The 17,639-nt window shown below is 64.2% G+C and carries 14 protein-coding genes; 2 read left to right on the forward strand and 12 right to left on the reverse strand.

What is annotated here, in order from left to right:
* Positions 1-25: 25 nt before the first annotated feature.
* From infB to LQ952_RS04355, 4 genes are all read right to left on the reverse strand, one after another.
* Entirely contained in the window at positions 26-2,767 is a 2,742-nt protein-coding gene (gene infB, locus LQ952_RS04340; protein WP_238621433.1) for a translation initiation factor IF-2, read from the reverse strand.
* 96 nt (positions 2,768-2,863) lie between these two features.
* Positions 2,864-4,369 carry a transcription termination factor NusA gene (gene nusA, locus LQ952_RS04345; RefSeq protein WP_238621434.1) on the reverse strand — a complete coding sequence of 502 codons (1,506 nt, stop codon included), beginning with the start codon at positions 4,367-4,369 and terminating at the stop codon, positions 2,864-2,866.
* A 68-nt stretch (positions 4,370-4,437) separates the two neighbouring features.
* On the reverse strand, positions 4,438-4,878 hold the full coding sequence (gene rimP / locus LQ952_RS04350; RefSeq protein ID WP_238621448.1) for a ribosome maturation factor RimP: 441 nt from the start codon (positions 4,876-4,878) through the stop codon (positions 4,438-4,440).
* 329 nt (positions 4,879-5,207) lie between these two features.
* Positions 5,208-5,702, reverse strand: coding sequence for a disulfide bond formation protein B (locus tag LQ952_RS04355; RefSeq protein ID WP_238621435.1), 495 nt, complete (start codon positions 5,700-5,702; stop codon positions 5,208-5,210).
* Positions 5,703-5,934: 232 nt separating this feature from the next.
* Between LQ952_RS04355 and LQ952_RS04360 the strand changes: the two genes are divergently transcribed.
* Both LQ952_RS04360 and LQ952_RS04365 read left to right on the forward strand, forming a co-directional pair.
* Positions 5,935-7,191 (forward strand): MFS transporter, encoded by a 1,257-nt coding sequence (locus LQ952_RS04360; protein ID WP_238621436.1) that lies wholly within the window; start codon positions 5,935-5,937, stop codon positions 7,189-7,191.
* A gap of 184 nt (positions 7,192-7,375) precedes the next feature.
* Positions 7,376-7,723, forward strand: coding sequence for a hypothetical protein (locus LQ952_RS04365; protein ID WP_238621437.1), 348 nt, complete (start codon positions 7,376-7,378; stop codon positions 7,721-7,723).
* Between the two features lie 96 nt (positions 7,724-7,819).
* Here LQ952_RS04365 and arsA read toward each other — a convergent pair whose 3' ends face one another.
* From arsA to LQ952_RS04405, 8 genes are all read right to left on the reverse strand, one after another.
* Complete coding sequence (gene arsA, locus LQ952_RS04370; RefSeq protein ID WP_238621438.1) at positions 7,820-9,538, reverse strand: arsenical pump-driving ATPase; 1,719 nt, start codon at positions 9,536-9,538, stop codon at positions 7,820-7,822.
* Between the two features lie 135 nt (positions 9,539-9,673).
* Complete coding sequence (gene arsD, locus LQ952_RS04375; RefSeq protein WP_238621439.1) at positions 9,674-10,024, reverse strand: arsenite efflux transporter metallochaperone ArsD; 351 nt, start codon at positions 10,022-10,024, stop codon at positions 9,674-9,676.
* Positions 10,025-10,186: 162 nt separating this feature from the next.
* Positions 10,187-10,705, reverse strand: a complete 519-nt coding sequence (gene mobB / locus LQ952_RS04380; RefSeq protein ID WP_238621440.1) for a molybdopterin-guanine dinucleotide biosynthesis protein MobB — start codon at positions 10,703-10,705, stop codon at positions 10,187-10,189.
* 56 nt (positions 10,706-10,761) lie between these two features.
* A complete protein-coding gene (locus LQ952_RS04385) occupies positions 10,762-11,637 on the reverse strand; it encodes a TorD/DmsD family molecular chaperone (RefSeq protein ID WP_238621441.1) in 876 nt (291 codons plus the stop codon).
* Positions 11,638-11,718: 81 nt separating this feature from the next.
* Positions 11,719-12,858 carry an NrfD/PsrC family molybdoenzyme membrane anchor subunit gene (gene nrfD / locus LQ952_RS04390; protein ID WP_238621442.1) on the reverse strand — a complete coding sequence of 380 codons (1,140 nt, stop codon included), beginning with the start codon at positions 12,856-12,858 and terminating at the stop codon, positions 11,719-11,721.
* A 14-nt stretch (positions 12,859-12,872) separates the two neighbouring features.
* Positions 12,873-13,634 carry a 4Fe-4S dicluster domain-containing protein gene (locus LQ952_RS04395; RefSeq protein ID WP_371200083.1) on the reverse strand — a complete coding sequence of 254 codons (762 nt, stop codon included), beginning with the start codon at positions 13,632-13,634 and terminating at the stop codon, positions 12,873-12,875.
* A gap of 30 nt (positions 13,635-13,664) precedes the next feature.
* Positions 13,665-16,151: a molybdopterin-dependent oxidoreductase gene (locus LQ952_RS04400; RefSeq protein ID WP_238621443.1), complete on the reverse strand. Its 2,487-nt coding sequence runs from the start codon at positions 16,149-16,151 to the stop codon at positions 13,665-13,667.
* A gap of 23 nt (positions 16,152-16,174) precedes the next feature.
* Complete coding sequence (locus LQ952_RS04405) at positions 16,175-17,440, reverse strand: 4Fe-4S dicluster domain-containing protein (protein WP_238621444.1); 1,266 nt, start codon at positions 17,438-17,440, stop codon at positions 16,175-16,177.
* Positions 17,441-17,639: the final 199 nt, after the last annotated feature.

Here is a 17,639-nt window from a genome sequence, read left to right on the forward strand (position 1 = left end):
GCCTTCGCGTATCGGATACGGGCGATTACAGCGTCCGCGCCACTTCCACCCGCTGGTAGACCTCGATCTGGTCGCCGGGCTTCACATCATTGTAGTTCTTCACCGCGATGCCGCACTCAGTGCCGGTCCGCACCTCGTTGACGTCATCCTTGAAGCGACGCAGGGATTCCAGCTCGCCCTCGTAGACGACCACGTTGTCTCGCAGCACGCGGATCGGGTTGCCGCGGCGCACCGAGCCCTCAATGACCAGACAGCCCGCCACCGCACCGAACTGGGACGACTTGAACACATCCCGCACCTGGGCCAGACCCACGATCTCCTCCCGCAACTCGGGGGAGAGCAGACCGGTCAGGGCCTGTTTGACGTCGTCGATGGCCTCGTAGATCACGCTGTAGTAGCGCAGATCCACTTCCTGTTCCGCCACTGCCTTGCGGGCACCGGCATCGGCACGCACGTTGAAACCGATGATGATGGCGTTGGAGGCCTTGGCCAGATTGACGTCGGACTCGGTGATACCACCCACACCGGCAGCCACGATCTTCACCTTGACCTCGTCGGTAGACAGCTTTTCCAGGGAGTCGCGCAGGGCCTCTGCGGAACCCTGTACATCGGCCTTGAGCAGGATATTGACCACCGAGGCGGCACCTTCCTGCATCTGGCTGAACAGGTTTTCCAACTTGGCGGCCTGCTGGGTGGCCAGCTTGGACTCGCGGAACTTGCCCTGACGGAACAGAGCGACTTCGCGGGCCTTGCGTTCGTCGGCCAGTACCAGCATGTCGTCACCGGCATTGGGCACGCCGGACAGGCCCAGCACTTCCACCGGGATGGAGGGACCGGCCGTCTTCTCGGGCCTGCCGTTCTCATCGAACATGGCACGCACCCGACCGAATTCCTGACCGGCCAGGATCACATCACCCTTGTTCAGGGTACCGGCCTGCACCAGCACGGTGGCGACGGGACCGCGCCCCTTGTCCAGGCGGGATTCGATGACGACACCCCGGGCCGGGCCTTCCTTCGGCGCCTTGAGCTCCATCAACTCCGCCTGCAGATGAATGGCCTCCAGCAGACGCTCCATGCCATCACCGGTCTTGGCGGAGACATGGACGAACTGGGTATCGCCACCCCATTCCTCGGAAATCACGTTGTGCTGGGACAACTCGTTCCTGACCCGATCCAGATCGGCCTCGGGCTTGTCGATCTTGTTGACTGCCACCACCATGGGCACTTCACCGGCCTGGGCGTGCTGAATCGCCTCCAGGGTCTGGGGCATGACGCCGTCATCGGCGGCCACCACCAGCACCACCACGTCGGTGACCTTGGCACCACGGGCACGCATGGCGGTAAAGGCCGCGTGGCCGGGAGTATCAAGGAAAGTGATCCCGGTGCCTTTCTTGAAGGGGACGTGATAGGCGCCGATGTGCTGGGTAATGCCCCCCGCCTCGCCCGAAGCCACCTTGGTGCGACGGATGTAGTCCAGCAAAGAGGTCTTGCCATGGTCCACGTGTCCCATGACGGTGACCACGGGAGGACGCGACAGGGCCTCGCCCATCTCCTCGGTCTCCAGGGCCAGCTCCTCACCCACTTCGGCATCCTGCATGGGCTTGGCGACATGCCCCATCTCCTCCACCACCAGGGTGGCGGTATCCTGATCAATGGACTGGTTGATGGTGGCCATCACACCCATGCCCATCAGGGTCTTGATCAGCTCGGGGGCCTTGATGGCCATCTTCTGGGCCAACTCACCCACGGTGAGCATCTCGGGAATGCTCACTTCGCGCACCACCGGGGCGGTGGGACGCTCGAAACCGTGCTTGCCCGTCGGACTCGCGGCAGCCCCACCGCGTCCAGCCTTACCCTTGCCGCGGCGGCCGCGCTTGTCGCTGGCCACGTGCAGCTCTTCACGCTTGGACTTGCCGACCTCTTCGCGCTCCTTGCCACGACGGCGGCGGCGGGGGTTGTCCGACGCCGGCGCCGGGGTAGCGGCAGCACCAGAGGGTGAGGCAGGTCCGGGAGTCGCCGCAGCGGCGGGGGTGGGGGTGGTGGGGGCGGCGGCCGCGGCCCGTTCCATGGCCGCCTTGCGGGTCGCCTCTTCCACAGCCTGGCGCGTCTGGAGCTCAGCCTCGCGCCGGGCCATGGCCTCGGCCTCCTTGATCATTTCAATCTCACGGGCCTTGAGTGCTTCCGCCGCCTGGCGAGCCGCTTCTTCCGCTGTCCGCTGTGTCTCCTCGGCACGGCGCAACTCAGCCTCGGCAGCGGCACGCTCGGCTTCCTTAGCCTGCATTTCCAGCTCTTCCGGTGTCGGCTGCGGGACTTCCGCCGTCACGACCGGCGTCGGCTCCGGGGCGGGCGGTGCCATATCGGCAGCCGTCTTCTCAACCGAAGACGGGACTTCCGGGATCTCGCTGGAGGTCTCCGTCACCAGGGATTCCGGCGCCGTCTCAACCACATCGGCGTCCGTCTCACCCTGTTTCACGTAGGTGCGACGCTTGCGCACCTCCACGCTCACGGTCTTGGCGCGACCCTGGGCGCTGGTCACTTTGAGTTCCGTGGTGCTCTTGCGTCGCAGGGTAATGCGGCGGGCCTGGCCGGCCTCTGAAGTCTTGCCGTGAACCTTGCGCAGATGTTCCAGGAGCTGCAATTTCTGCTCCTCGGTGACGGTCTGATCGGGATCCGCAACGGGCACTCCCGCCTCGGACAACTGCTCCAGCAGTCGTTCCACGGGCGTCCCAACTACTTCGGACAATTGTTTCACCGTAACGTCGGTCATGTGCCGTTACCTCCGATCTGAATGCTTCCGCGAACCCTGGCCGCGACTCAGGGTCGCGGGGCGTGCGCACGGCTGGCGCACACCGGTCCAACTGTCTTATGCGTCTTTTGGCTGGTCCGCAAACCAGGGGGCACGGGCAGCCATGATCAGGCCGGCGGCCTGCTCGGCATCGATCTGTGCCAGTTCTACCAAGTCGTCCACCGACTGTTCCGCCAAGTCTTCCATGGTGCAGACCCCGCGGGATGCCAGTCGGTAGGCCAACTCACGATCCATACCATCCATCTCCAGCAGATCCTGCGCCGGCTCACCCGTGGTCACCTGCTCTTCGGTGGCAATGGCCCGGGTCAGCAGTGCATCGCGCGCCCGACGTCTGAGCTCTTCGACCATATCTTCGTCGAACTCTTCGATCTGCATGATCTCTGTGGTGGGCACATAGGCCACTTCATCAATGCTGGAAAAGCCTTCTTGCACCAGAATGGCCGCAACTTCCTCATCCACGTCCAGACTGCCCATGAACATCTGCTGCAATTCTGCGGACTCGCTCTCGCTCTTTTCCACCGCCTGCTTTTCGCTCATGACATTGAGTTCCCAGCCGCTCAACTGAGAGGCCAGGCGGACATTTTGCCCACCACGGCCGATGGCCTGGGAGAGCTTTTCTTCCGCTACGGCGATATCCATGACCCGATTATCCTCATCCACCACAATGGACAGGACTTCGGCCGGGGACATGGCATTGATCACGAACTGAGCGGGATTGTCATCCCAAAGGATAATATCAATTCGCTCTCCGGCCAGTTCATTGGATACGGACTGCACCCGGGAACCACGCATGCCTACGCAGGCGCCCACCGGGTCCAGCCTGGGATCCAGGGATCGGACGGCAATCTTGGCGCGCATCCCGGGATCACGGGCCGCGCCCATGATCTCGATCAGGCCCTGCCCCACTTCCGGCACTTCCAGCTTGAAGAGCTCCACCAGAAACTCGGGGGCGGTACGGCTGACAAACAGCTGGGGACCACGAGCCTCGGTACGCACATCCTTGAGATAGCCGCGGAGGCGATCATTGGGGCGCACGGACTCACGGGCGATCATCTCGTCCCGGGGGATAAAGGCCTCGGCATTGCCCCCCAGATCCAGAAACACACCATTGCGCTCCGAGCGCTTGACCACGCCCATCACCAGCTCACCGACACGGCTCTGGAATTCATCCACCACCTTGGCACGCTCGGCCTCGCGCACTTTCTGCACGATCACCTGCTTGGCGGTCTGGGCGGCAATACGACCAAAATCCACCGACTCAATGGGCATCTCGACGTATTCACCCACCTGGACATCGGGGTTTTTCTGGATGGCGTAGGAATACAGGATCTGTCGATCCGGGGATTCGAACTCGGGGTCCTCATCATCCACCACCAGCCAGCGGCGAAAGCTCTCGTAATCCCCGGTGTCCCGGTGGATGCTGACACGCACATCGATGTCGCCACCGTGCTTCTTGCGCGTGGCAGAGGCCAGCGCGGCCTCGATCGCCTCGAAGATCACTGCCTTCTCGACACCTTTCTCGTTGGAGACGGCGTCCACCACCAGCAAGATTTCTTTGTTCATCAGTACGTCTCCACAGGACTGTCCCGCTGGGCCGGGATACAGCCCCCGCCGGACAGGACACGGATTATCTAGAATTTGGGCACCAGCCGTGCCCGGGAGATGGCTTCCAGAGGCAGTCGCACGGAATTTTCTTCCACCGCCAGGATCACTGCGGTCTCCTCGACACCGGCGATCCGGCCACGGTAATTGCGCTGCCCCTCGACCGGCCAGTTCAGGCGGACTCGGATATCTTCGCCCTGGTAGCGTCGGAACTGATCCGGGGTAAACAGCGGCCGGTCCATCCCAGGGGATGAAACCTCCAGCCGGTAGGGAACAGGGATGGGATCTTCCACGTCCAGGACACCGCTGACCTGGTCACTGACTGCGGCGCAGTCATCCAGGTTGATGCCATTGGGACCATCGATAAAGATGCGCAGCAAGGCACTGTTGCGCTGCACACGGTACTCCAGCCCCCAGAGCTCGAAACCGAGTCCGGCGATGACGGGAGTGATCAACTCTTTCAATTCCAGGGCGTCCTGACTCACGCACTCTCCACAAACAAAAAATGGGCCTACGGCCCATTCAAGAATACTCGCCGGCCCGGCACCGTACCGGATGCCACCTTGCCATCCCGCCCTACCGGACGACTGACAACATTGCTGGCCAGCTAACAAAAAAACCCCATTAGGGGCCTTGAACAAACAAAAACTCAAGACTCACGCCGGATTGAGCACTGGAATCAGCAATCAATCCGCCGGATTCATCGTGTCTGACACCGCTGTAGGCCCGGACCCATGATCTGAAGGCGGCGTCATCAGGGATGCGTATCCTAACTCACAAAGACGTACCACGTAAAGGGCTACCGGCTGCGCCACAGCGCCCAGGCGGCCAGGCCGAATACCAGCAGATAGCCGGCGAACGCGGCATTGGCGAAGGAGATCCCCAGCCACTGGGGACCCATCTCGTCACACAGACCGGTGGCCAGGAACAGTGTGGGCACCTGCTGCCCCAACCACTCCACCAGGCGTTCAATGATGCCCATCTGAGGCCCCACGCAGGAAAACCCCAAATCCGGCGGCTGGCGCTCAAGCCAGCTCTGATAGCCCGCCACCCCCAGGCCGGCACCCGCCGTGGCCAGCACCAGCCCCCCTGCAATCATCCCCGCCGAGGCAGCCCCGAACACCACGCCGCCCAGCGCCAGTACGGCCAGGGCCATGAACAGCAGGCGCTGAAAGATGCACAGGTGGCAGGGGTGCAGGCTGAACCATTCGGTCAGGCCGATGCTCAGCGCAGCAGACGTCGCCGAAAACAGGGCGATCAGCAACCAGATGGGACGAACCGCGGGTGCGAACATGCATGTCTCCCGAAGACGGGCTATGACCATTGCTTGAGCTTGCGGCACATGATGACCGAATCGGCGGACGGGGAAAAGAGGCATGCCCGACACCCGCCCCTGCGGCTGCACCATCGAGTATTGAACCACCCCTCGAACCCTTCAAAGCCCCCCGCTCACGCGGGGGACCTTGAACTTGACCCGTGGGTCTGCATCCGGATACTGAAAAGCAAACCCAAGCTCCACGGTCAACATGGTTGAACATCTTCCCATAAGAACACGGGCACTGCTGCTCGGGGCCGGCCTGCTGTTTGCTGCCGGCGCCATGCTGGGGCTGGTGCTGCCCATTCGCGCCGAGTTGGAAGGCTTTCCCACATCCCTGATCGGTCTCATCGGCAGTGCCTTTGCCGCCGGCTACGTGGCCGGCTGCCTGTATGTGCCGCGCCTGGTGGCCAAGGTAGGTCATATCCGGGTGTTCGGGGTGATGGCGGCGCTGGTGGCGATGACCGCCCTGATCAACGTCCTGTACGTTTCGCCCCTGGCGTGGATTCTGGTCCGCGCCATGACCGGTTTCGCCTTTGCCGGCGCCACCATGATCATCGAAAGCTGGCTCAGCGAGAGCGCCAGCAGCGAGACCCGCGGACGGGTGTTTGCCCGCTACATGGTGGTCAACCTGGCCAGTTCAGTGCTCGGCCAGCTGGCGGTGATGCTCTATCAGCCGGGTGGCTTTGAACCGTTCGTGATCGTGGCGATCCTGGCCTGTCTGGCCCTGATCCCCACCGCCCTGAGTTCCAGCCGGGCGCCTGAGCCGCTGCACGAGGTCAAGCTGGACTTCAAGCGACTCATCCGGGTGTCTCCCATTGCCGTGGTGGCCTGCTTCGGCGTCGGCCTGGCCAATGGGGCCTTCGGCACCCTGGCGCCGGTCTATGCCAACAGCATCGGCCTGCCGGTCTGGGCCGTCGCCCTGCTGGTGGCCGGAGCCATCGTCGGCGGTGCACTCATGCAGGTGCCGATAGGCCGCCTCTCCGACCGGCTGGACCGGCGCTGGGTGGTGGTGGCCATCGCCCTGACCGGGGCGGGCCTGTCCTTCCTGCTCTACAGCCTGGATCTGCGTGAACCGACGCAGGTGATCCTGATGGTGGTCTTGCTGGGGGGGGCCATGCATACGATCTATCCGGTGGCCGTGGCCCATGCCAACGACCGGGCGGCGGAAGGCAATTTCGTCGCGGTGTCCAGCGGCCTGCTACTGGTCTTCGGCGCCGGCGCCACGCTGGGTCCGGCGGTGGCGGCACCCTTGATGCAGTGGGGTGAGCCGGGCTGGCTGTTCCTGTTCCTGGTCTTCATCTATTCCGGCATGGCCATGCATGCCATCTGGCGGACCCGCATCCAACCGCCCGTGGCAGAGGTGCGGCACACCTTCGTCGGACTGGAGACCATGCAGGGAGCTACTCAGGAAACCATGCACCTGGACCCAAGGGCCGAGGACCCCGGTCAAGAGGCAACGCCATGAGATAACCAGGAATCATCCCGGCGGCCGCCTGAATTGCGACGAAGTTCCCGGATACGAGGCCGCGCAGCGCGCAACATCAGGCGCAGGGCGACTCATCCGCAAGGAAAAATCATCGCCCCGCCGCGCCCTTCGTCCAAGCGAAGGGCGCGGGAGACACAGGTTAACTCCACAAGGAGGCTACGCCATGAACAAGGCACTCATTTTTGGTTTTGCCGTCGCTCTCGGCCTGCTGCCCGCGCTGGGTGCGGTCCAGGCGATGGAAGAGGAAAAGACCATCTACGGCAGCCAACTCATGACCCAGGAGGAGCGGGACGAGTATCGTGCCCGGATGCGGGCGGCAACCACACCCGAGGAAAAGGCACAGATCCGGGAGGAACACCACGCCCGCATGAAGGCGCGGGGCGAGGAAATGGGCGTTGAACTGCCGGACGAGCCCCCCGCTCGGGGTGGGCGCATGGGACCTGGTGGCGGCATGGGACCTGGTGGCGGCATGGGACCTGGGGACGGCACGGGACCCGGCTACGGCCGCTGAGACGACGTTTGTTGGACTGAACGACATCCAGGGTGCCCATGCACCCTGGATCTGAGATGAAGTCACGCAGGCGCATGACGGCGATGACCTGTCCGGTCAGTCGTGGACCTCGCTCCAGGGCACCACCAGCAGTCTTTGGTGATGTTGCTCAAGAATCTCCCGGATCCATCGGCCCTCGGCAGCCTGTCGCGCCTTAAGGACGGGATCGCTCACCGTCACCGGGCTGAGTGCCTGATTCACGATCCAGCCGGCGGGCTCGATGCCGGCCCGCCGCAGATCCGCCTGCAGCGCCGCGGCCTCATGCACCGGCGTGGCCTCCGGCAGGGTACAGATCAGCACGTGGGTGAAGGCCGGATCCCGTAGCCGGGGCAGCAGCTGTTCCACTGCCTCCGGCACGCCCTGGCTCTGGCGCCCCAACTCCCGATGGTAGGCCTGCGCGGCATCCAGCAGGAGGATGGTGTGGCCGGTGGGTGCCGTGTCCAGGACCACGAACTGTTCCCGGGCCTGATCGACCGTCTTGGCAAAAGCCTGGAAGACGGCAATCTCCTCGGTACAGGGAGAACGCAGATCCTCTTCCAGCAAGCGGCGGCCCTCCTCGTCCAGATCCTTGCCGGCGGAGGCCATGACCGCTTCCCGATAACGCCGGGTTTCCAGAACCGGGTCCACGCGCCCGATGGTCATGCCTTCGGGCATCTCGCCCACGGCGGCCTGCACATGCGCCGCCGGATCCGTGGTGGTCAGATGGACCTTGTGGCCGCGCTCGGCCAGGGCCACCGCGATGCGGGCCGCCAGGGTGGTCTTGCCCACACCGCCCTTGCCCATGGTCATGATGGCACCATGGCCACCGACTGCCAGGGCATCCACCAGTGCATCGAAGGATTCCCCCTCCGGCACCGGGAACGATTCGCCGGGCTCGGGCGCGGGCGCGGGCTCCGTGTCGGCCAGCAGGATGCGCAGGCCTTCCAGCCCCATGGGGGGACGACCCCGCAGCGGGCGTTCACTGCGCGGCAGGTCCCTCAGCATGGCGGGTATGCGTTCCAGGGCCTGGCGCCCCCGCGCCTCCAGGGCGCGGGCCACTGGATCATCTTGAGCCACGGCCCGGAACAGGCCGTTGACCACCAGATGCTGATTCGCCACACCCAACTCCCGCAGTTCCCCGCTGGAACGGGCCGCCTCGTTGAGGGCCGCCGCCTCGGGGCGGCTGACGAGTACCAGAGTGGTGCGTCGGCCATCGCCAAGGCTCTCCATGGCCCGGGCATAGATCTCTTTCTGGCCGGCCAAACCCTCCAGCGGCCCCAGGCAGGAGGTACCGGAGGTATTGCTTTCGATATACCCGGTCCAGGCGCGGGGCAGGGACAAGAGGCGCAGGGTGTGCCCCGTGGGCGCGGTATCGAAGACCAGGTGATCGAAGTCCCGGGTGGATCCGGGATCCCCCAACAGGGCAGCGAAGGCGTCAAACGCCGCAATCTCCATGGTGCAGGCCCCGGAGAGCTGTTCCTCCATGCTGTTGACCACGGTTTCCGGGAGTTTGCCCCGGTAGGGACCCACCACCCGCTCGCGATAGTCGGCGGCGGCCTTTTCCGGGTCGATGTTCAGGGCCATGAGGCCCGGCACGCCCCGGATGGGGGTCGGCGTGTCGCAGAGGGGGGTTTCCAGGACCTCGTCCACGTTTGAAGCCGGATCGGTGGAAATGAGCAGGACCTTCCTACCCTGTTCAGCCAGGGCCAGGGCACCGGCGCAGGCCAGCGAGGTCTTGCCCACGCCCCCCTTGCCGGTGAAGAAGAGATGTCGGGTGGGGTCTTGCAGGAAATTCATGAGAAGCCTCGATGTGAATTCATGTCCCCCTGAGTGGAGAAGGGAGCCAGGCCCCCCCCTCAGGGAGAAAAGGAAGTCAGAGCCCCTCTCCCGCTGGCGGGAGAGGGGTTGGGGTGAGGGTGGAGAAGCTTCAATTCAGCCGCAGCAACTGTTACCCGGACTGACGCTCTTGCTGCATTCCACCTCCAGACCCGTCCACTGGGCCAATTGCTCCCGATCCGGGTACACACCCCGACTCCTGACCTCTCCGTTCACCAAGAACACCGGCAGGGCGCCCTCGCCGTCCTGCTCCAGGATGGCCTGAATGGTCGCGTTCTCCACGAAGGCGCCGGGTTGCTGGGACAGGTTGTAACGGGTCACGGTCACGCCGGCATGACGCAGCCAGGCCAGATCCCCTGCCAACTTTGAGAGCTTGGGATCCACACTGGGTCCGCACACGCCGCTGGCACAGCACTGGGGTGGGTCGAATACGGTCACTTCGGTCATGATGATTGTCTCCGGGAGAATGGCATTGCTCGTGTAGAATACGCATTTACGCATATATGATCAAACATATATGATGCACTTGGCGCACCCGCCTCTCTGGGCCTAGAGGCCATCCAGACAGCGATCAGCCCTTCATCAAGAGGAACACTGCCAGCCCCGGATTCAGGACAATGACGCCCAGTTCAGGATGAAATCCCGGATCTGTCCCACATCGCTGAGCGACAGTACGGGCAAAGCGGTCTGCACCGATACCGGCTCGTCCGTAGCCACGGCGATGATGTCCGGGTCCTGAAGGTAGCGGGCAGGCTTGCCCAGGGAGGGACGAAACAGTTCCAGCTTGGGGAAGGGCTCCGCCTTGAATCCCTCCACCAGGATCAGATCGGTGCGGGACGCATCCAGGTGCCCGATCAGCTCCCACAGATCCGGCTCCCGGGACTCGGGCTGCTCCACCATCAGGGCAAACCGCTGAGTGGAGGCAATGAGCATCTGCTCGGCACCCGCCTTGCGCAGTGCGTGGCTATCCTTGCCCGGTTGATCCACATCGAAAGTGTGATGGGCATGCTTGATGACCGCAATCCGAATGCCCCGCTCCCGCAGCAGGGGGATCAACTGCACCAGCAGGGTGGTCTTTCCGGTACCGCTCCAGGCGGCAAAACCCAGGATGGGTGGGGAATGCTCCATGGGGTGTTCTGTCTCCCGCCGAAGGCCTTCGGATCTGTTGGGTGGGGTCACTTCACTTACCGGCCGGAAAAGGATCGCCGTCTTCCCGGCAGACCCGGAGGACACATGGCGGCCATCCCCATGACCTGATCCCGCTCGTCCACGGGGATCGCCACATGTTCGGCGGGCAGGCCGTCGGCCGCCAGTCGCTCCCGGATCACCGCCATGTCCGCCTCGCTCAGGTGGCGACCGGCATACTGGGCACGCAGACGGGCGATCTCCGGATCGATGTCCTCACCGCCTTGGCATGGGACGGGGGGCGCCGACACATGGCCAGCCATGTCCGCCTGTACCGCCGCCTCCAGCAGGCAGGCCAGAGCCGTGTAGGGATGGTCGGGCAGTTCGAATCGGCGGCCTGCCTGCTCGATATCCAGCCGTAGCGGCGTGACCCAGCGGGCCACGAAATGCTGCAGAAACTCATCGGCCGTCATTGGCGCAGGCTCACCCTCCCCGGCTGCGGCCTCGGCACGGGCCGCCAGCAGCCAGGCCACAAACTCCAGCTGCACACTGATCTGATCCGGCAGATCGTGGAAGTCTTCGCCCTTGTCCAGACCGCAGCGCCGGTAGCAGCCGTGTATAGCATGCACCGAACCGCCGGCGATGGTGCCATCCAGGTAACTGGCGGTGTTGAGACTGGGATGATCCGCGCCCGGCATCAGAAAGAGACGGGAATACACCACCAGCAGACCCGGGTCATCCAGGCCCCTCAGGCTGTCCCGCAAGGCCGCCAGCGGGACCTCGACGTCATAGCCGCAGGGTCCGGCGGCCGCTTCCAGGTCCAGGGGCAGGGTATCCCGCAGGGCACTCAGGGTGCCGGGGGCCGGGACCGCAAAGGCCCGGGACAGGCACAGATAATAGGCGGCGCGTTCGATCTCTCGGCCGACGTCGTACATGGAATCACCTTCATCAATTTGCCGTGACTGCAGAACCCCCGGGCATCCGGCACCCGGGGGCGTGACGGGAACGTGGCCTAGTCAGCGGCTGCGGGTGATCCCCAGCACCCCGCCCAGGGCGTTGACCACGTTGGCCAGGAAGATGGCCATGATCAGCAACAGCCACTCCGTGGACGACGGGGCATAGGACAGCACCGGCGGTGCCCAGCTACCCTTGAACAGGGGGATGATCTGGCCGCCGATGATGTACTCGTAACGACCGATGAACAGCCCCACCATCACCAGCACGGCGGCGGCCACCTGGACCAGAATGTTGCGCCGCAGGGCATGACTGAACATGATCACCAGGGCCGTCATCAGGGCCGCCAGTTCAATCCAGTACAGGGGGGAGGAAACGATGTACTGCCAGGCCTGCAGACCTTCCACGTTGCCGTACAGGCCGTTGACGGTCCGGCCCACCACGAACACCAGATGCAGCACGATGGCCCAGGCGAAGACGCCCCCCATCCTCCCGGCAAACACCGAACGAATGGACACCGGCACCTTGTCGGCCTGGAAGCCGTAGGCCAACAGGGTGAAGAAATAGACGAAGGCCAGACCGCCGACGATGGATTCCACGATGAAGGCGGCCGGGATGTCACCGGAGGCCCAGAAGGGGCGGAAACTCTGGGAGCCGTACACCACCCCTGCCAGGGCCGTCACCAGGATGGCAAACAGCAACGTCAGCCGGGTGAGCCCCCGCAGACTGTCCAGGGTGGACTGGGTGGCCCGGGCACGCCAGATCAACAGCAGCAGGCAGACGGTGAAACCGATCACCGCCAGCACCTTCCAGTACAAGGGGGAGCTGAAGGCGAAACTGAAGGGAATGAGGAACATGGCCCGCAGGGGGTAGCCCAACTCCATCATCAGCACCGCCACCCCACCGCTGAGACCGGCCAGGGCCAACCACAAGCTGCGCGCAAACAGGGGACGGAAGGTCTCGCCGGTGAACAAAAAACCGAAGCAGGCCACCATGGCGATGCCGGTGGAGGTGAGCAGGAAAAAGTCATACACCACGATGGGAAAACCCCAGAACAGGCCGTCGTTGGAGATGTTGAAGGCCGCATGGCCCTGGCTGGACAGATTGAACATCACCAGCCCGGCGGTGATCAGAAAGCCGATCCCCGCCACCAGCAGGATGGGCATCTGGATGCCCTTGTTGTCCATGGTTGCAGTGGTCATGGTCTGGATTCCTCTCAAGCCTTGTCTTGGTGGACCGCACGCAGTGAGGGCACTGCCGCGGAGGCGCCGCCCGACAGGTAATAGACCTGGGGCTTGTTGCCGGTTTCATCCTTCAGCCGGGTGCCCCGGTGATCGGCGATGAGCTTATTCACCCGGCTCTCCGGATGATCCAGGTCACCGAAGAAACGGGCCTTGGGGGCGCACACCCGCACACAGGCGGGCACGTATTCCTTCAGTTCCGGGATGTCCTCGTCCAGGTCCGGCACGCCCGCGGGGGCCTGGCTCACCTTGTGGTAACAGAAGGTGCACTTGGAAACGACCCCGTGGGGCTGGATGCCGATGCCCCGACGGGGGTCGTCCTGGGGTCCCTTCCAGGGCGGATCCCACTGGCGGCCCTCCTCCGACGGGAAGACCGTGCGGATGTCCGGCTGCACCACCGCCTTCTCATCGGTGTAGAAACGCACCCCGTAGGGACAGGCCACCTGGCAGTACTTGCAGCCGATGCAGCGGTTCCAGTCGATGAGCACGAACCCGCCCTCCGGGTCCTTGTAGGTGGCCCGGGTGGGGCACACCGAGACACAGGAGGGGTTTTCGCAATGCATGCAGGGACGGGGCAGCCACTTGAGCTGCACGTTGGGATACTTGCCCTCGTGATAGAAGAGCACGTCCTGCCAGTTCTCCCCCGGCAGGCGGCTGTTTTCCATGGCACAGGCCGTGGTACAGGCTTGGCAGCCGGTGCAGGTGTCCAGGTCGATGACCATTCCCCATTTCGCCATGTCTCATGTCTCCTCTGACCGCCAGCGCGCTCAGGCGCGCTCGATGCGAACCTTGGTGGTGTAGTAACTGCACTGGCCGGTGATGCGGTCGGACTGGTTCACCGTGATTTCGCCGCTGTGGCCGGGCTTGCGTCCCTTGGCCCAGCGTCCGTGAGCCCAGTGGCCGTGCTCCATCGGGAATACCAGAGTGTCCGGACGCACCCCCTCGTAGTACTTGCAGAAGCCCTCGATGGCGCCCAGATCGGAACTGATGCGCACCCGTGACCCGTCCGGAATGCCTCGGGCCCGGGCGGTCTTGGGATTGATTTCGATGTAAATGGTATTGCGGCCACCCAGGGTGGGCTGCATGTTGGCGATGGCCACCGGCAGGTTGGCGCCCCGCCCTTCCGCGTGCAGCGCCACCTTGGGGGTGACCATGTAAAGATCACCACCGCCGGGATGGCTGGGTTCCTCCCAGATGGGGAACATGAGCCGGGACGGGTCACGACCGGTCTTGGCGGCGATCCAGTCCGCATGGGCCTCCAGCCAGCCGGAACGGATCTCGAACTTGCCGGACGCGGTCTTGAACAACGCGCCCCTGACTTCATCGGCGGACATGAGACGGGCATGGTCCTGGCCGTCCCACTCATAGAACTCGCCATCGATCTGCCGATAGGGGTAGACCCGCTTGTACCAGACCCCCTTTTCCTTCCAGCTCTCGAAGGAATTGACGCCGTTGTCGCCGGGGTCGCTTTCAAAGCCCTTGGCCAGGTGCCGAATGACGTTCTCCGTGTTGTCCAGGGCTTGGTAGTACTCGCCCATGGAACCATTGATCCGCTTGCCCAATTCGATGAGGACATCACCGAAGTATTTCGTATCGTAGAGGGGCTTGACCGCCGGCACCCGCAACTGGGTCATGGGCCAGCCCTGGAAGGGATAGGTGGGCGCATCCTGCAGCCGCTCCAGATAGGTGTGGTCCGGCAGGATCACGTCGGCGAACATGGCCGTCTCGCTGGGGAACGGGGAAGTCTCGATGACGAACAGTTCCTTGAGGGCCGCCTCCCAGGCCTTCACGTCCGGCGCCGTCCAGATGGCGTTGTTCAGGTAGAACATGATGGTATCCAGCTTGTAGGGCTTGCCCTGCAGGGAGTTGGGCCCGATCTCCTGCATCATGTTGTTGGCCAGCAGGTAGCCGTCGGGATGACCCTTGAGGTCGATGCGAGGCTGCGCCTTCCAGCCACCGGCTCTGGCCCAATCATCCAGGTAGTCATCCGCGTTCACCGGCAAAGGACCGTAGGAGGGCCCCACCTGGTAGGCCAGGCCGCCCTTGGCGTAGAGGGACCCCACCAGGGCATTGAGGGTGTGGATGGCCATGCCGTTGAAGATGCCGTTGCTGTGAGCATGGGCCCCCCGCTCATACAGGGCGATGGCCGGACGGGTGGTACCGAACTCATGGGCGGTGGCCAGGATATCCCGCTCGTACAAGGTGGTGACCTGGGCCGCCCAGCGGGGAGTGCGATCCTTGAGTTCCGCATTCCACCATTCCACCAATCCCTTGACCCACTTCTCCTCGAAGCTGTCCGGGTCCACGGTCTCGCCCGGGATGAAGCGGTTGACGCCGTCGCCGAAATCACCCACGAATGCCTTCTCCCACAGCCCTTCGACAAGGATCACGTGGGCGATGGCCAGGGCCAGGGCACCATCCGTCCCCGGCTTGATGAGCAGGGCCCGATCCGAACCGGCCAGGGTGGTGTTCATGTGTACATCCACCGCCGTGATGCGGGTCTTGGGCACCTTCACCCCGCGGATGTAACCCCACACCTGCATGTTGTTGTTGTAGGGACGGAAGGCCTCCAGGAAACCGGCACCGAACATGAGCAGCATGTTGGCGTTCTTGTAGTCATAGCTGTTGTACCCGCCGATGCCGTCCACCGCCTTCTTGGAGATGATGCTGCCGTCGGAGCACATGGAGGAATGACCGATGGCCACGTTGGGGGAGCCGTAAAGCTTGCCGAAATTGCCCAACAGTCCGGCGCAGGAAGCGCCCCAGCCGCGCCCGTAGAGCAAGGCGAAGCGATGGGATTCCTCCCGCTCACGCAGCCCGTTGAGGCGCTCGGCCACCATGTCCAGGGCCTCGTTCCAGCTGATGGGCACGAAGCCAGGGTCCTGGTCCCGGCCCTTGCTCGGGTTGGTGCGCTTCATCGGCCCCTTGAAACGATCGGGGTCATAGAGGATGTAGGCCCCCAGGGGACCCTTGGGGCAGAGCTTGCCGTTGGAGATGGGGTGGTCCGAGGTCCCGTAGATGGCGTGGACCCGGCCCCCGGTGGTGTAGACATCGATGCCGCAACGGGCCGGGCACTGATGGCAGATGTTCTTGGTGATGGTGGTATCGGCCGACGGTGCCGGCGACCGGGCATGGGACAGGGTCGTCAGGCCGGGGACCACCCCGGCCCCACCGGCCACCACCCCGGCACCCGCCACGGCGCCGGTGGCCTTGAGAAAACGGCGCCGATTGATCAAGGTTTCAAGCAGCTTCATCGAGATCCCTCCTCAGGGTTGACTCAGGCCCGGGACACACCGGGCGCATCCGGAGCAGCCTCCGGGGGATGACATGGGTCCGCTATCCGGGCCGAATCCTCACATTCGGCCATTTGCCGAAACAGGGATCTCGCAAAGGCCTGGGAACGGGCGCAGGGGACACATTCGCTCTCATCGCCGAGGGTCTGGAACGGACTGCCACAGCGGCGGCAGGTGCGCGAACCGAACTCGCGCAGGACTTCCGGCAAGCGCCAGTCATCGTCCTGCCGTGCCTCAATCCGCAGGGCCTGCTCCGGACAGGCCCGCTCACAGGCCCCGCAACCGATGCAGTGACAGGGATCAAAGATCAATGCCGTGGACCCGCTTTCCTCCTGCCGACGAAACAGGGCCCCGGTGGGGCAGACCGAACTGCAGACCCCATGGCCGCGGCAGTCATCACCGACTTCCATGGCACTGAACAGTCCATGGGGCATGGGTAAAGCTTGTTGCCGGGCCAGTTCCAGACAGGCGTTGAGCAGACGCAGACGGGCATCCGAAGGCCGGGCCGACGGCACGCGGGACAAGGCTGGGGGTGCCGTGAGTGACGCCGTCCCGGTCGCCGGGGAGACGAGCGACATCGCCGGTACGGTATGGCCCATCAAACGCCCCGCCTCCAGCCCCAGGCGGCCCAGAAAGGCCCGGCGTGAGGCGTCGGGGATCGAGGGATCTTGTGCCGTCACCCCGCAAGCCCCCGGGGCCGGGGCCGATTGCAGGCGCGGCAGGTGAGACAGGGGGACCCCCATGGTTTCCAGCAGATGGCGGGCCTGATCCAGGGTCGCCCGGGACGGATGGATCTCTGCCCCGCCACCGGAAGGGCAGTGGGCACAGAGTCCACGATCCACCAACCGGGGTCCCTCCCCCGCCAGACGATGGGCGTGGATCAGGGCGGCCGCATCCAGCCCGCCCAGACAGGGCACCATCCGTGATCGAGGCAGGCGCGCAGAAGGCGGAACCTGCTCACACTCCAGATGCGTGGCCGGCGACGCCTCGGACCCGACCCCCTCCAGGGACAAGGCGCCCATGGGACAGGCCGCCACGCAACGGCCACAGCCGGTGCAACCCTCGGCGGGTTCCGGCGCCGCGTCGGCGCTCGACGGCCGCAGGGCCTGAACGGGACAGACCCGCACACAGGCGTCACAGCCGCCGAGGCGAATGGAGAGGGTCTGGCAGGTCATCACCGCCAACTGCAGTCCCCGGGCGGGGTGCAAGGTACGATGCACGGCGACGGGCAGGGAAGAATATGCTTGCATGGCATATGTAAAGCACAAAAAATGCCTGGTTTTATACCAGACTGTTTTCAAAGATGATTTTGACAATCATCAAAATCATCCAGAGGGTCCCGTTACCATGCGGTAACATGAGCACCCGCTAACCCGTCACCATCGGGTAACACCCGGCACAAAGCGTTACCATGCGGTAACCAGGAGTCTGTACGACATGGGCGAACCT

Origin of the sequence: Ectothiorhodospira lacustris, assembly GCF_022227785.1 — a bacterium.
Lineage (GTDB): Bacteria > Pseudomonadota > Gammaproteobacteria > Ectothiorhodospirales > Ectothiorhodospiraceae > Ectothiorhodospira > Ectothiorhodospira lacustris.